Source organism: Methanobrevibacter sp. AbM4 (genome assembly GCF_000404165.1).
In the GTDB taxonomy this organism is placed as follows: domain Archaea; phylum Methanobacteriota; class Methanobacteria; order Methanobacteriales; family Methanobacteriaceae; genus Methanarmilla; species Methanarmilla boviskoreani.
Genome location: NC_021355.1, coordinates 1,406,017 through 1,421,327, shown reverse-complemented (window position 1 = coordinate 1,421,327; position 15,311 = coordinate 1,406,017). Strand labels below are relative to the sequence as shown.

The window sequence follows — 15,311 nt, the reverse complement described above, 5'->3', positions numbered from 1 at the left end:
TCTATGTTGTTGTCTTATTTTTAATTTATATCTTGGTTTTATTGATTTTTAATATTCCTTTTATTATTTAATAAGGGAAATCCTTATTTTAGATTATATTACTTCATGAATGATAGTATTTATTTTCCTATTGGATAACCGGTTTTAAATTTAATATCTTTTTTCAAGATTTTAATTTTTAAATTATTTACAAAAGATTTATATATGAAAAATAACTATTGTTATATATTGAATAAATAATTGCTTTATAAAAATTAAAAGGTGATTTTTTCGATATGTTTCTTAGGCTATTTTCATTTTAAAGGAAACCTTTATATATGAAAAATAACTATTGTTATATATTGAATAAATAATTGCTTTTTATAATAATTGTATATATTTTATAAAATTGAAAAATTATTTTCAATATATGATTTTTAATTATCATGAGAAAGGAAAATGTTTTTATATGGTAATTAACAATTGTTATATATTGAATAAATAATTTTTTTAAAAATTTATATCTTAAAAAGCAAAACATTAGATTTTATAACTATAGTTATATTTTAATGTGGTAAAAAAAATTAACTGTTCAATTTTATATTTAATCATTTAGAAAAGAAGAAAATTAAAAAAAATTACATTGAGGTATTTATTATGAGTTATGATAACACAAAAAATTATGGAAAAGGTACAGCAACTTTAGGATTACATGCGGGTCAAGAAGAAGCAGATCCAGCCACTGGCGCTAGGGCGGTTCCAATATATCAAACAACTTCCTATGTATTTAAGGATACAGACCAAGCGGCAAACAGATTTGCATTATCTGAGTTTGGTCAAATATATGGTAGACTAACAAATCCTACAAGTGATGCATTTGAACAAAGAATTGCAGCTGTTGAAGGGGGAAACTACGGTATCTCCGCAGCAAGTGGTTTGGCAGCTATTTCATATTCAATATTAAACATTACACAACCTGGAGATAACATTGTATCTGCAGATAACCTTTATGGTGGAACTTATGATTTATTTGAACACACCTTTAAAGAACTTGCTCGTGATGTTAAATTTGTAAAATCCGACGATTACGGCGCATTTGAAAAAGCAATCGATGATAAGACAAAAGCTATTTATGCAGAATCAATTGGTAATCCAAAATTAGATGTTCCTGATTTTGAAAGATTAGCGGATATTGCTCATTCACATGGTATTCCATTAATCATTGATAACACTTCTGCTGTAGGAATCTTAAGACCTCTCGAACATGGTGCAGATGTGGTAGTAGGATCCGCAACTAAATTTGTAGGTGGACATGGTACCGCTATTGGTGGATTTGTAGTGGATAGTGGTAAATTCAATTGGGGTAACGGTAAATTCCCAACCATCTCAGAACCAGACGAATCCTATCATGGATTAAACTTCTGGGAGGCATTCCATGATGTACCTGATGGAATTGGAAATATTGCTTATCCGATTAGAATTAGAGCTAGGTTATTAAGAGATTTAGGTGCAACCCTTGCTCCTGTACATAGTTTTATTTTCCTACAAGGTCTTGAAAGTTTAGATGTTAGGGTAAAAAAACATGCCGAGAATGCACAAGCTGTAGCAGAACACTTGGAAAAACATCCTAAGGTAAGTTGGGTAAGTTATCCTGGATTAAAATCTCACCCATCACATGAAACTGCTGTAAAATATTTAGGTAATCCAAATGGTTTTGGTGATGATCCTGGATATTATGGTGCAATATTAGGATTTGGTATTAAAGGTGGTCGTGATAAAGCTATTGAATTCATTAATAATGTAAAACTTTTATCACATCTTGCAAACATTGGAGATGCAAAAAGTTTAGTAATACATCCTTCAAGCACTACTCACTCACAATTAACTGAGGAAGAGCAACTTGCAGTAGGTGTAACTCCTGACTTCATCAGACTATCTATTGGTCTTGAAAATATTGAGGATATTATTGCCGATATAGATCAAGCATTGGATAAAATTGATGTTGATGAGTAAATCGATTTATTATTAACAGGAGTCTATGTGATGTCATCAAGAACATTCTTGTTTATCTTAGAGTACTGTTGACTAAAAACGCCCTTCTGAATTAATAATTGATATTAGATGTGTGTCACCTTAAATTAAAAATAAACATTCATCTGCCAGAATTATTTGAAAAATACATTTAATATTTTAATTATTTCTTCTTATAATGGTGATTTGATGTTGAATTTAAAATCTTAGATAGGAGGTAAAATAAATTGGAAAATTAAATAAAGTCAAATAAAAAATTTTAATAAGATTCAAGAAGTCTTAAAAAAGTCATTAAAGTCATTAAATATATAATAAAACCTAAACTTTAGGTAAATCAATTAGATATTTAGATTTTTTCATAAAATCTATTTATCTATTTACATATGTTTTTTCCTCAATCGTTTATCATATGTAAAATTAGTTATAAAACCTCTGTTTTATAAATTAAAGCCTTAATTAATAAATCTATAAATGAAACACGGATAATGATATAAATATCGTTATTAATTTTAAATATTAAAATATTGTCTCTATATTTAGAATTTGTTGTTGGATTAGGCCCGTCCAATAATAAATTTTCATTAAGATAAGTAATCTTCAATTACTTATCTTTTTTTTATCAATTGAAATCATTTATCTTTTTTTAATAAATTTGCAGCTGTATATTAATTTTCAAGAAAACTTTTTTTAAAAATAGTAAGCTTTATATAGTACCATAACCTATATAACTATAGTTATAATATAACAGGAGTTATATTTTTAAATTAATTTTTAACTTATAAAAAACTTTTGTTATTTATATAAAAATAAAAATCATTAAATAATTTTATTAATAAGAGGAGGAGTTTTATATGGTATATATGGATAATTCAGCAACTTCACCTGTTGATCCTGAAGTTTTTGAAGAAATGAAACCATTCTTTGTAGAGAATTTTGGAAATGCTTCTACATTATATGAAATAGGTAGGGTTTCTCAAAGAGCTGTTGCAAAGGCTCGTCAACAAGTTGCAGATTTAATTAATGCTGATACAAGAGAAATTATATTTACTAGTGGAGGTTCAGAATCCGATAACTTTGCAATTAAAGGAATTGCTTTAAGGGAAAGATCCAAACATCCAGAAAAGAATCATATTATCACAAGTCAAATTGAACACCCTGCAGTATTAGAGACTTGTCGATACTTGGAAAAATGGGGATTTGAAGTCACCTACCTACCAGTAGGACCTACCGGTTTAGTTGATCCTGAAGATCTTGAAAACGCTATTAAAGATGAAACATTCCTTGTAACAATTATGCATGCAAACAATGAAATCGGTACAATAGAGCCTATCGAAAAGTTAGGAGAAATTGCACATAAACATAATGTTTTATTCCATACCGATGCAGTTCAAAGTGCGGGTAAAGTACCGATAGATGTTAAAAAACAGAATATTGATTTACTTTCAATAAGTTCACATAAATTATATGGACCTAAAGGTGTAGGTGCATTATACATTAGGAAAGGTGTTAAAATTGATCCTTTAATCCATGGTGGTGGTCAGGAAAGAAAACTTAGAGCTGGAACAGAAAATGTTGCAGGAATTGTAGGATTCGGTAAGGCATGTGAAATTGCACAGAGGGACATGGAGAAAAATACCGCTAAGTTAACTGAAATCAGAGATGCTATTATCAAAAGGGTTCTTGAAGAGGTACCTGAATCCTATGTAAATGGTGACTTGGAACATAGGTTAGCTAACAATGTTCATTTGAGATTCTCTGGAATTGAAGGTGAATCATTATTATTAAGACTTGATGCTAAAGGAATTCAAGTAGCAACAGGTTCTGCATGTTCATCTCAAAAATTAGAACCATCACATGTTTTAACAGCTATTGGTTTAGAACCGGCATTAGCTCATGGATCTTTAAGATTGTCTTTAGGTGTTGAAAACAGTATTGATGATGTTGATTATGTTGTAGATTCCATTAAGGAAGTAGTTGACGGTCTTAGAAAAATGTCTCCTTTATGGGACTATACCAATCAGAAATATATTGAAATTAACAAAGAAGATGTATATTAAATTTGTGAAATTGAAAAGAAAGAATCTATTAATTTAATTTAAGTATTTATAGAAAATGAAGGTGAGTTTATGGAAGAATATACAGATAAAGTTTTAGATCATTTTGCACATCCAAGAAATACAGGAGTTATTGAAGATGCAAGTGGGGAAGCTACAGTTGGAAACCCTACTTGTGGAGATTTAATGACATTCTATATTGATGTTGATGACAATGATGTAATTAGGGATGTTAAATTTAAAACATTTGGTTGTGGTGCAGCTATTGCAACAAGTAGTATGATCACTGAACTTGCAATTGGTAAGACTGTTGATGAGGCCTATAATATTACAAGAAAAGATGTTGCTGATGAGTTAGAAGGTTTACCTCCAATTAAGATGCATTGTTCAAATTTAGCAAGTGACGCATTACGTGCTGCAATCGAAGATTACAGAAAAAAACAAGATAATACATAATTTATGTATTATTAATTCTTTTTTACAATAAATTATTCTAATATTTTTTCTATGTCAACTACATGGGAAAATATTATTTTTTTTATTTAGTTTAATGTAATTCTAAACAGATTATCAATTTATAAACTTTACTCTTAACTTATTTCTCTGTTTAGTTTTACATCTCATGGTCAAAGTTAGATTAAAAATTCAATTTATCACTTTAATACCTACTCTACTTTGACCACTTAATCTATACTTTTTTTTAAATCGTTTGTATATATTGATTTTTAAATATTATAAAATAAGATTCTTATTATCTTTAAAATTACTTGGCTGTTTTTTAACTTTTATGTGTTCTAAAATAAGACGTTTGTATATAATCTGCTAATTTTTAAACTGGTTATTTAAATTTTTAACCAGTAACTACAATATTTAACATATGCTTTAATGGTTTTAATCAAAAATCTATGGGAGATTTAGATAATAGTTTAATAAAGTTTAAAAATATCATTACTAAATCTTCCAGGAATGGTTCTTCTTTTCATTTTGGATATATAGGATTTACTTGGATTTTTATAATCAACATCAATTACCATCCCGTCAGTGGCAGCTATTGTTTTAACTCCAGTTTCTTTTTTAATTTCCTGAGCCTCTTTAATGGGATTACTCTTTAACATTTTAAATCCGAAGTGGGTCATTATAGCAAGTTTCGGTTTAATCTCCAATATCAAATCCTTAAAGTTTTTACTACACATATGGCCCTTAAGACCTTTAGTGCCCGGTCTAAGTATACTTCCGATTAGAACATCGGCGCCTTTATGGTAATCTTTAAGCTCTTCAAAATATCTTGTATCAGAGGTGTAGGAGATTGTGATGTTTTCTGTTTTTAATTGAAAACCAACTCCAAACGGGTCACCATGTATTGTTTTGGTTCCAGTTAAACTAAACTTTTCAAGATCTATTTCCTTATTTTCCTCTAGAATGTATGTTTTAGAATTGCTTTTGTGGTAATTTGAGATACTTGGTCCCCACTGATCAACCCCTTCCATTACACTTTTACTTCCAATAATGTTGCCCCTTTTTTTAGTCATTCCTTTGGTCATTGCTTCAATTAATATTTCGGCATCATTATAATGGTCGGTATGGCAATGGGAAATAAATACTCCATCTAAATTACTTGGATTAATTCCAAATTCTAAACTTCTTAAAAGACCCCCTGGGCCTGGATCGACGTGAAGATTAAAACCACTAATATTATCTATTCTAAATCCTCCGGTCATTCTTTTTTGGCTGATTGTAGCAAATCTTCCGCCTCCAGTACCTAAAAATGTAATTCTCATATTTATTCCTACTATTTGTTATAAACTTTAATTTGAAAGATGAATTCATTCGTTACATAAGATAATTCCACAGTTTAAAGGGATGTTATTTTTATCGATACATAAATTTTCGTTTTTAATAACCACTTTATCATTAACCTTTGCATAGGAAGATACATCTGCCTCTTTGATTTCATTACCTTCTGTATCCTTATCTAAAAACATAATGACTTCCTCATTTGATCCTGCTACCTTTTTTAAATTTGTATCATATGCATTGACCTTATCTGTTAATTTTACATTTAACATTTTACCTTCTATCTTACTGATATATCCAATTGTTCCTTTGTTGATGATTTTATTTGCAACTTCAATGCTTTCCCTTTGTTCTTCTAAATCCTCTGCAAGTTTTTGTCTATATTTTTCTAAAACTTTTATATCCCTGGTTTCAGTTTCATCTAAATATTTTTGGGCAGTGGTTTTAGTGAGTTTTGAATCTTTTCCAATTATCACATCAACATTCTTACCTACGGAAGGTGTTTTCTCAGCTATTTCCTTAATAATTTCCTCAAAAATATCACCAGTATATTTTAAACTAATACTTGATTTCCATCTTTGTTTAATTAAGGAGTTGGCCATTTGTTTAGCTATTTTGTTACCAAATATGATAATTCCACTGCTACCTGTTTCCTTGTTTTTTAATTCGGAGCCTATCAATTCAATTATTTGATAACCATTAGTAGTACCATATATTCTTCTTCTCCTGACCTCCCTGGTTGTTTTTGAAGAAACTTCACCCATTACAGCATTACCAATGCTTTTTATTTTTTTGGCATCATCACTGATCTTTAAGTCAATCCCTAATTTAGCTGCTTCCTTATATAATTCCTCATCATTTCTAATGTTTCCTGAATATAATTCCTCTTCTAATTTTTCTCTATTGTCTTTATCACCAAAATAAGCTATTCTTCTTTTATCACTTGCCATTACGCAACCTTTTCTACCAATATATGCTATAATAATACTCATGAAAACACCCTAATTTTTTTTAAAAAAATAATATTCGATTTTAATTTAATAAAAACAATTAATTATCTATATATGTTTTTTATTATTATTATAAATTGTTGTAATTATTCTAATTATAATTTATAAACTTTAGAAATATATTTGTTTGATAATATACGAATATTTCTTTTATAGGCTTTTAATTGCTTATATTTTTATTAAATTCTTAAGAATTACTATCTTTTTCTTATTAATATTATTATTACTTGGTTTTGAACTATTTAACCAATTTTAATTTATTTTTTCATTTTAATAAATTATATATTATAGATGAAACATAGATATTATTGTGATTAAATCACATCTTTGAATAATCGGAAGTGAACGAATATGACAGAATTAAATCAAGTATATAGATGTAATCTTTGTGGAAATATTGTAATTGTAGCTGATCCTAATGGTGGAACTTTAAGTTGCTGTGGTCAAGAAATGGAATTATTAGTTCCTGAACAAAAAGAAGAAGGTGGAGCTAAACATATACCTGTTATTACCAAGGTTGATGAAGGTATTAATGTAAAACTTGGTGAAGTTCCACATCCAATGGAGGAAGACCACTACATTAAATTCATTTTATTAACTGATGGTGAACAAATATTCAGAGCAAACTTAAAACCTGGTGATGCACCTGAAGCTACTTTCAAAGTAACAGGTGATGCAGCAGATTATACAGCTTGCGCTTACTGTAATAAACATGGTCTCTGGCCATCAAACTAAGTTAGTTATTAATTAAATTTAACATTTTTATATTTTAATTTAATTTCCTATTTTTTTTAATTTTAAGGATTTTTAAAGTCTTATTTTAGTTTTAACATTTTAAGAATTATTGTTTTAAGTTAAAATTAAGTATATCTCTTGTTGTATTTTTTTTTAATAGATTTTTGAGATTTTTAGTCTTAAATTAATTATTTTATAAATCCTCTATTTTATTTCTAAAATTTTTATTTAACATAAACTATAATATAAATATCGGATATATATCTAAATGTTAAATAGTGGATATTTAAAAAATGAAGTTATTTTAAAAATTTAATGTCTAAGTGAAAAATATGAAAACTAAATGTCCAGAGTGTAAAGGAAAAGGGACTATTATTATAGATTATAAAGAATGTGATGCCTGTGGAGGATCAGGGTATGAAGATACAATTGACCTTGGTGATCACTTTAAAGGAATAAATAGTCGGGCTAAATCAAAATTCGACTTAGATGGTGCCGAGGATATACCTTGTGAGGTTTGCCATGGTAAAGGACAAATCGAGATTAAAGAGAAATGTGATAAGTGTAATGGAACAGGGTATATTAACATATGTAAATCCTGTGGTAAAGTTTTGAAATCAAATAAAGAATATTGTGATGTTTGTATGAAAGAAATAAAAGTTAATAAATCTAAAAATAAGGATAAAAATAATAAGAAGGATATCATTGTCTATACATTAGATCCTTTATGTGAGATGAGTGACTTAAAAGTAGGTAATTTCTATCAGGGTAAAATTACGAAGGTTGCTAAATTCGGTGTTTTCGTTAGTTTGAATAACCAGGTTTGGGGTTTAATGAGAACTGGTAAATCCGGATATAAGGTAGGGCAAATTATTAATGTTAAGGTTACAGAAATTAAAACCCGTAAACATGAAGTGGATATGGGTCCGGTATCATTTACGAATTATACCCTTAAGAAACTTAAGAAGGATATTGAAAGAACTAAAATATCCTCACTTGGTGATGATTTAATGGGTAAGGTTGTTAAAATCCAAGGTTTGGCAGCTCAAATCCAACAGACATCTGGACCAACCATATTTACAATTACGGATGAAACAGGTACTACTTATGTTGCTGCTTTCCAGGAGGCAGGTGTCAGGGCATATCCTGAGATTGATGTTGAGGATATGGTCGATGTTGTTGGAGAAGTTAATAAACATGACGGTGATGTTCAAATAGAGGCTGAGACTATCGAAAAGCTTCAAGGCGAATCTAAAGACGAATTATATAATTTAATCGATCAGGCTTTAGACGAAAAAGCTCAAGTTGAATTTAACGGGTTCCTGGTTCAATCCGAAGTTTTGGATAAACTTAAACCTAAAATGTTAGATGCGGCTAAAAGGATTAGAAGGGCAATTCTTGATGGTAGGACTATTCTTTTGAGACATCATGCAGATGCGGATGGTATCTGTTCTGGTGTTGCAATGGAAAAGGCTGTTGTACCTCTTATTGAAAAGGTAAATCCCGATAGTGATGCAAAATATCATTACTTTAAAAGATCTCCTTCAAAGGCTCCATTTTATGAACTTGAGGATGTTGTAAAGGATTTATCATTCGCACTTGAAGATCTGGATAGACATGGTCAGAAATTACCTCTTCTTGTAATGTTGGATAATGGTTCTACAGAGGAGGATATTGTAGCACTTATGCAGACTAAAATTTATGATATTGAAGTAGTTGTAATAGACCATCATTCTCCTGGTGATGTGGTGGACGGTCGCGTTGCTGTTGATGATTATGTTGATATGCATGTAAACCCTTATCTTGTTGGTGGAGACTCTCAGATAACTGCAGGTGCACTTGCAACAGAGGTTGCTTGTTTAATCAATCCTGATGTTAAAGATGAAATCAAACATTTACCTGCTATTGCCGTAACCGGTGACCGTGCCGAATGTGATGAGGTTGATCAATACATCAAAATTGCGGAGGATGAAGGTTACAGTAAAGAGGATCTTAAAAAGATTGCAGAGTGTACTGACTTTGAAGCTTATTTCTTAAGGTTCATGAATGGAAGGGGTATTATTGATACCATTTTGGATGTTGACAATAAAGATAAACATGATGCAATGATAGATGCTTTATATAAGGAATATGAAAAACGTGTTGATACCCAACTTAAAGCTACCCTTCCTAACGTTAAAAAGATTAAATTCGATAACGGCATTTACTTTAATCTGATTGATGTTGAGAAATTTGCACATAAATTCACATTTCCAGCACCAGGTAAAACCTGTGGATTTGTTCATGACAGTTTAATTAAGGAAATTGGTGAGGATAAACCTGTTGTGACCTTAGGTCATGGACCTGACTTCGGTGTTATAAGGGCAACCGATGCAGTTAATGGAAACTATGGATTTGATATTAATCAAATTATCGATGAACTTATAGATCAGTTACCTCATGCTGGTATTGACGGTGGAGGACATGAATGTGCAGGTTCAATAAAATTCATTGAAGGTTTTTCAAAGGAAGTTTTAACTGGATTTTTAGAAGAAGTTAAGAAAATGAATTTAAATTAAACTTAATTTCTTCATTTAATTTAATCAATTTTCTATTTTGCTATGATTTTTTTCATTATATCTATTGATTTGATATTTTTTTTATCTGCTTTTTTTATTGTTTCACATGTTTTTTCTGTTGTTTGCATTGTTTGTTTAACTTTTATATCTTGATTTTTTCATTGTTTTACAGTCATGTTTTTTCTTTATTTAATATGTTCATATATTTTGCTTTCTTTATTTTTTAAGATTCTTTTTATAATTATTTGAATAATTAAAAGTTAATATTTGTTTTAATGCTATTTTTTACACTATTTATCTTAATATATTACGTTTAAACATTGACAATACTTTTTGTAAATACTTTTTGTAATGAAAATATAATATTAAATCGTTATATTTATATATGTGAATATATTAATTTATAATTGTGTTTAGAAATATGAAGTTAGAAAATATTCTTGCATTCAATTATTAAAATTTAAACCCTATATGTCGTAAAAAAATTTTCTTATATTTCCTAACTTTTATATTTCATAACCGGTTTCGATCATTGATAATAAATAAGAAACTAAATTTTAATCTTTATTGAGTTTATGTTAATTATTTTTATCATTTAATTGACTTTTAAAAGAAGTTTAAATATAGCATAAAATTATAAGAATTGAATTAATAAAATCATTAGGACTTTTAAAATGAGATTGGATTGAAATATTTTTTTAATTTATTATATAAGGAGATGATAATACGGGTTTGAAGATTATGGTTCTTAATGGTTCACCAAGGCCTAAAGGAAATACTTCTACCTTAGTGAAACATTTTAAGGAAGGAGCGGAAGAATCTGGAAATGAGGTAACGGTCTTTAATTTAGATTCTATGAATATTTCTGGATGTAAAGGCTGTTTCGGTGGAAATATTAAAGATCCCAATAGTCCTTGTGTTCAAAAAGATGATATGGATAAAATTTATCCAGTTTATAAAGATGCAGATATTGTAGTATTAGCCTCTCCATTATATTACTGGAATTTATCAGGACAGCTAAGAACGGCATTTGACCGTTTATTTGCAGTTGAAGAAACTGTTCCAAATTGGAGGTCACATGAAAAAGGAGCCATTTTATTAATGGCTGCTGAGGGAGATGCTTTTGATATAGCTGTCCAATATTATAAAACTCTACTTGAACACTTAAATTGGAAAAACTTAGGAATAATTTTAGCAGGTGGTGTTAATAATATAGGTGATATTGAAGGTAGTAATAAATTAAATGAAGTAAAAGAATTAGGTGCTTCATTAAAATAGTTCAATTGAAAATTCTTTTAAGAATTTTTCATCTCAATTAAAAAATTAGTTCTAGAAAAACAGATTAAATTAATTTTAAAACAATTAATATTTTATTTAAGTTAAAAATATATTCTTCTTCGTTAATTTTTAACTAATAATTTTAATCATTAAATAGGTATGTGACAATAATTAGATTTTAATTATTAAATAAAAGGTTAATATGTTTAAAATTATTTTAATCTTAAAAATAGTAAATTGACTTTATTAAAAACGCCTTTTAAATGTATGTAAGTTAGAAGATAAAAATACTTTAATATGTCCTATATATCCTTATCATTCTTTTAGTTTACATATATTTAATTAATATTCTTGTTTTGGCTGTTTATGGTAGTTTGTTTGTTTTTTGCATGGTTTATGTATTTTTCAACTGTTTTTTGTATATTTTATGGTAGTTTGTTTGTTTTTTGCATGGTTTATGTATTTTTTATCTTTTTTTTTGAATGGTATGTCGTTTATATTTTTTTATATTTTTTTTATTGAGACTACTTATTCATGGTTTTTTCAATATTGTTTGGATGTATAAAACCAGATCTTATCATATGGTCTGCTAAAACCATGGCTATTGAGGATTCGCTAACAGTTGTAATACGTGGACATATGCATGGATCATGACGTCCCTTTATATTGATTATGCAATTCTCTTTCTTTTCATAATCAATAGTTTCCTGGTCTATGGATATGGAAGGTGTAGGTTTAACTGCAATTCTTGTGATTATTGGCATTCCATTAGATATTCCTCCGAGAATTCCCCCTGAACTATTGGTTTTTGTATATACCTTTCCGTCTTCATAATAGAATTCATCATTGATTTCTGAGGCTGATGCCCTTGCAACATCAAAACCAAAACCGACCTCAACTCCTTTAACTGCACCTATGTTCATTAGGGACTGTGCAATATCCCCATCAAGTTTACCGAATACTGGTTCACCTATTCCTGCAGGGACATTGGTAGCTATTGTTTCAACTATGCCTCCAACGGAATCTCCTTCGGCTTTTTTTGATAGGATTAATTCTTCCATAGCTTTTGCAGCATCTTGGTCTCCACATCTTACAGGGTTTAACTCAACTTCCTTTTCAATCTCATCAATATCTGTACTGTGTGCTAAGATATCTCCAATTTGAACTACATGGGATATTACTTTAATTCCATATGTGTCTTTAAGTAGTTTTTTAGCTATTGCTCCACCAATTACATGTCCAATGGTTACTCTTCCACTTCCACGGCCTCCACCATTATAGTTATAATTTCCGTATTTCATTCTCCAGCCATAATCCCCGTGTCCTGGTCGTGGTGTGTTTTTAATGTTTTCATAGTCTTTTGATCTTTGATTGTTATTGTAAACTACTCCACATATAGGTGTCCCATCAGTTTTACCATTGAAAACTCCAGACAATAATTCAATTTTATCTGATTCTTTACGTGGGCTTGTTATTTTACTTGTTCCAGGTTTTCTTTTGTTTAATTCCTTTTGAATATCCTCTTCACTTAATTCAAGATTAGCTGGACAACCATCAACTATTGCTCCAATAGCTTTTCCATGACTGGTTCCGAAACTAGTAGTTGTAAATATTTTTCCAGTTGTATTTGACATGTTATACCTTTTTGAATATTTTAATAATTTTGAGAAAATAATTGTTTTTTATAATATATTATATAATTAATATTTATAAAATTCTTATTAAAATTTTTATATTTTTTAAATAATCTTTTTAGCTTTATTTTACCGATTTAATATTTAATTATCGTTATTTTTTAAAAATAAATATTTCTTCTGATTTTAATTTTGCCATATTGATCTAAAACCACTAACTTTTCATTTATATTGCTTTGGTGTTTTTAATGGTTTTATTTAATATAGGTATCTTCTCATGAATTTTAACGGATTTTTATATGGATAATTTATTTTGAAATCATCGGATAATTTTAAACAAATATTAAAATATTGTATTTTTTTTATAATTTGGCTGTTTTTTTCATATTTTAAATGAATTTTGTATAAAATAATTAATTTTTTTAAATCATTAACTTTATATATGATTATTGTGTTATATAATATTGAGTTTAAAATATATTGGATTTTTACTAAACACGTTATTCATTTCTTTTTTACTCCTTATTCATCGAACCTATGTTTTTTTCCAATATTTTTTAAACTCCATTTGATTTACGCTTTTTTATTTTTTTTAAGTTTAATGCTTCTTTTAATTTATTGATTAATTAATATTTTTTAATTCTTAAACTAACCTGATTTATTTTATTTTTCTAAAAATAACTTTTTTAACTTATTAATTCATTAATATTCTTGATTTTTAAAATAATTTATTCTGCTTATTCTTTTTTATTCTATTAAATTACATATTATAATAACTTTTCAAATTCAAATTATTTTTAACTTCTAATCTCCTATTAAACTTTTATAAAAATTTTACAATATAAAAGAATACTTTTATAAATGTTAAAATTATACTCATAAATGACAGATAAAAATTATTAATAAATTATCTAGGATGTTCTTATGGGAAAAAGTAGATATAAATTAAATGAAATTTATGAGAAATTGCTTGACGCATATTCTTATCAAGGATGGTGGCCTATAATAAATTATAAAGGTGAAACTCCCAATAAAAAAGGTTCAATAAAAGGTTATCACCCAAATGACTATGACTTTCCAAGAGATAATAATGAGCAGTTTGAAATTATCATTGGAACTATACTTACTCAGAATACCTCATGGCTATCTGTTGAGAAATCTTTAAATAATTTAAATAAAATCATTGATTTTACTGAGGGTAATTTATCTTTAAAATTCAAAGAATTATTGGAAACGGAAGAAGACCTTGTTAAAAATGCCATTAAACCTGCAGGTTATTATAATCAGAAATTTGTTTATCTAAAAAATATCACTGATTTTTATATTAGCTTGGATGGAAGGAAGCCTGGAAGATCCGAAGTTTTAAGTGTAAAGGGAGTAGGTAATGAAACCGCAGACTCTATTCTATTATATGCCTATGGTATGCATGAATTTGTTGTAGATACATATACTAGAAGAATATTTGTAAATCTAAATTATATTGATAAGAAGGATTCCTATATTAAAATTAAGAAATTTTTCCAACATAATTTTAATGGTGGGGTTAACGAATATCAGGAGTTTCATGGTTTGATTGTGGAACATGCAAAACATTATTATTCTAAAAAGCCATATGGTGTTGATGACAAACTTTTAGAGGAATATAAACTCATTTAATCTTAAATTATAATTTCTTTATAGTTTATATATTTAGATTAAACTATCAAATATTATAACGTGATTTTGCTATTTTAAACTGTTTTTCATATTCCAATAGTTAAACCGTAAACTCTAGACATTCTATACACTCATTTCCTATTTTAAACATTTCTATTAACTTGTTTTACTATTTTAACTATCTACTTCATGTGTTTACTGTTTTTTTTATTTTAATTAATAGTTTAATCATTATCTTAATCAATAATTCCAGTTCCTTTTATTTTGCAATAAATTTTATATTGTCTCTATTTAAACTAAATTCAACTTAATATTTTGGATATGAACCGGCTATATTCATCTATTTGTTGAAAGTTTTTAAATCTTTACTAATTTTTAAACTGAAGATTCTTAAAAGTAAAATTATATTATATTTAAAAATTATATTAATTTTATATAAGATTGAAGTGAATTTAGTTGAATTTCAAGTGTAAAATTTATTGGATGAAAAATTTTTTATTTGTTGAAATTTTTTTTATAAGATTTATATTTTTGATTTATTTATTTTTAATTTTGTATAGATTTTTATATTAAATCTTATTA

At 27.9% G+C, this 15,311-nt stretch carries 10 protein-coding genes; 7 read left to right on the top strand and 3 right to left on the bottom strand.

Features of this window, described 5'->3' with window-relative positions; genetic code table 11:
• Positions 1-636 precede the first annotated feature (636 nt).
• From ABM4_RS05890 to nifU, 3 genes are all read left to right on the top strand, one after another.
• Positions 637-1,992, top strand: a complete 1,356-nt coding sequence (locus ABM4_RS05890; RefSeq protein WP_016358767.1) for an O-acetylhomoserine aminocarboxypropyltransferase/cysteine synthase family protein — start codon at positions 637-639, stop codon at positions 1,990-1,992.
• An 869-nt stretch (positions 1,993-2,861) separates the two neighbouring features.
• Complete coding sequence (gene nifS, locus ABM4_RS05880) at positions 2,862-4,067, top strand: cysteine desulfurase NifS (RefSeq protein ID WP_016358766.1); 1,206 nt, start codon at positions 2,862-2,864, stop codon at positions 4,065-4,067.
• A gap of 69 nt (positions 4,068-4,136) precedes the next feature.
• Positions 4,137-4,520, top strand: coding sequence for a Fe-S cluster assembly scaffold protein NifU (gene nifU, locus ABM4_RS05875; protein ID WP_016358765.1), 384 nt, complete (start codon positions 4,137-4,139; stop codon positions 4,518-4,520).
• A 470-nt stretch (positions 4,521-4,990) separates the two neighbouring features.
• Here the strand turns inward: nifU and ABM4_RS05870 are convergent, their stop codons facing one another.
• On the bottom strand, positions 4,991-5,842 hold the full coding sequence (locus ABM4_RS05870) for an MBL fold metallo-hydrolase (protein WP_016358764.1): 852 nt from the start codon (positions 5,840-5,842) through the stop codon (positions 4,991-4,993).
• 45 nt (positions 5,843-5,887) lie between these two features.
• Positions 5,888-6,850, bottom strand: a complete 963-nt coding sequence (locus tag ABM4_RS05865; protein ID WP_016358763.1) for a DUF2121 domain-containing protein — start codon at positions 6,848-6,850, stop codon at positions 5,888-5,890.
• Between the two features lie 369 nt (positions 6,851-7,219).
• Here ABM4_RS05865 and ABM4_RS05860 point away from each other — a divergent pair, with 369 nt between their 5' ends.
• The 3 genes from ABM4_RS05860 to ABM4_RS05850 all read left to right on the top strand — a co-directional run bounded on the left by ABM4_RS05860 (position 7,220) and on the right by ABM4_RS05850 (position 11,439).
• Positions 7,220-7,603 carry a desulfoferrodoxin gene (locus ABM4_RS05860; protein ID WP_016358762.1) on the top strand — a complete coding sequence of 128 codons (384 nt, stop codon included), beginning with the start codon at positions 7,220-7,222 and terminating at the stop codon, positions 7,601-7,603.
• A gap of 332 nt (positions 7,604-7,935) precedes the next feature.
• Complete coding sequence (locus tag ABM4_RS05855; protein WP_016358761.1) at positions 7,936-10,161, top strand: DHH family phosphoesterase; 2,226 nt, start codon at positions 7,936-7,938, stop codon at positions 10,159-10,161.
• A 741-nt stretch (positions 10,162-10,902) separates the two neighbouring features.
• Entirely contained in the window at positions 10,903-11,439 is a 537-nt protein-coding gene (locus ABM4_RS05850; RefSeq protein WP_016358760.1) for a flavodoxin family protein, read from the top strand.
• A gap of 524 nt (positions 11,440-11,963) precedes the next feature.
• On the opposite strand, the gene aroC is transcribed toward ABM4_RS05850, so the two are convergent.
• A complete protein-coding gene (aroC, locus tag ABM4_RS05845; protein WP_016358759.1) occupies positions 11,964-13,073 on the bottom strand; it encodes a chorismate synthase in 1,110 nt (369 codons plus the stop codon).
• Positions 13,074-13,997: 924 nt separating this feature from the next.
• Here aroC and ABM4_RS05840 point away from each other — a divergent pair.
• Positions 13,998-14,729, top strand: coding sequence for an endonuclease III domain-containing protein (locus ABM4_RS05840; RefSeq protein WP_016358758.1), 732 nt, complete (start codon positions 13,998-14,000; stop codon positions 14,727-14,729).
• Positions 14,730-15,311 lie beyond the last annotated feature (582 nt).

Bases quoted from the DNA above. Each gene is read 5' to 3' on its own strand.
- nifU (WP_016358765.1), top strand. From the start codon at position 4,137: ATGGAAGAATATACAGATAAAGTTTTAGATCATTTTGCACATCCAAGA.
- ABM4_RS05840 (WP_016358758.1), top strand. From the start codon at position 13,998: ATGGGAAAAAGTAGATATAAATTAAATGAAATTTATGAGAAATTGCTT.
- aroC (WP_016358759.1), bottom strand. From the start codon at position 13,073: ATGTCAAATACAACTGGAAAAATATTTACAACTACTAGTTTCGGAACC.
- nifS (WP_016358766.1), top strand. From the start codon at position 2,862: ATGGTATATATGGATAATTCAGCAACTTCACCTGTTGATCCTGAAGTT.
- ABM4_RS05870 (WP_016358764.1), bottom strand. From the start codon at position 5,842: ATGAGAATTACATTTTTAGGTACTGGAGGCGGAAGATTTGCTACAATC.
- ABM4_RS05865 (WP_016358763.1), bottom strand. From the start codon at position 6,850: ATGAGTATTATTATAGCATATATTGGTAGAAAAGGTTGCGTAATGGCA.
- ABM4_RS05855 (WP_016358761.1), top strand. From the start codon at position 7,936: ATGAAAACTAAATGTCCAGAGTGTAAAGGAAAAGGGACTATTATTATA.
- ABM4_RS05890 (WP_016358767.1), top strand. From the start codon at position 637: ATGAGTTATGATAACACAAAAAATTATGGAAAAGGTACAGCAACTTTA.
- ABM4_RS05860 (WP_016358762.1), top strand. From the start codon at position 7,220: ATGACAGAATTAAATCAAGTATATAGATGTAATCTTTGTGGAAATATT.
- ABM4_RS05850 (WP_016358760.1), top strand. From the start codon at position 10,903: ATGGTTCTTAATGGTTCACCAAGGCCTAAAGGAAATACTTCTACCTTA.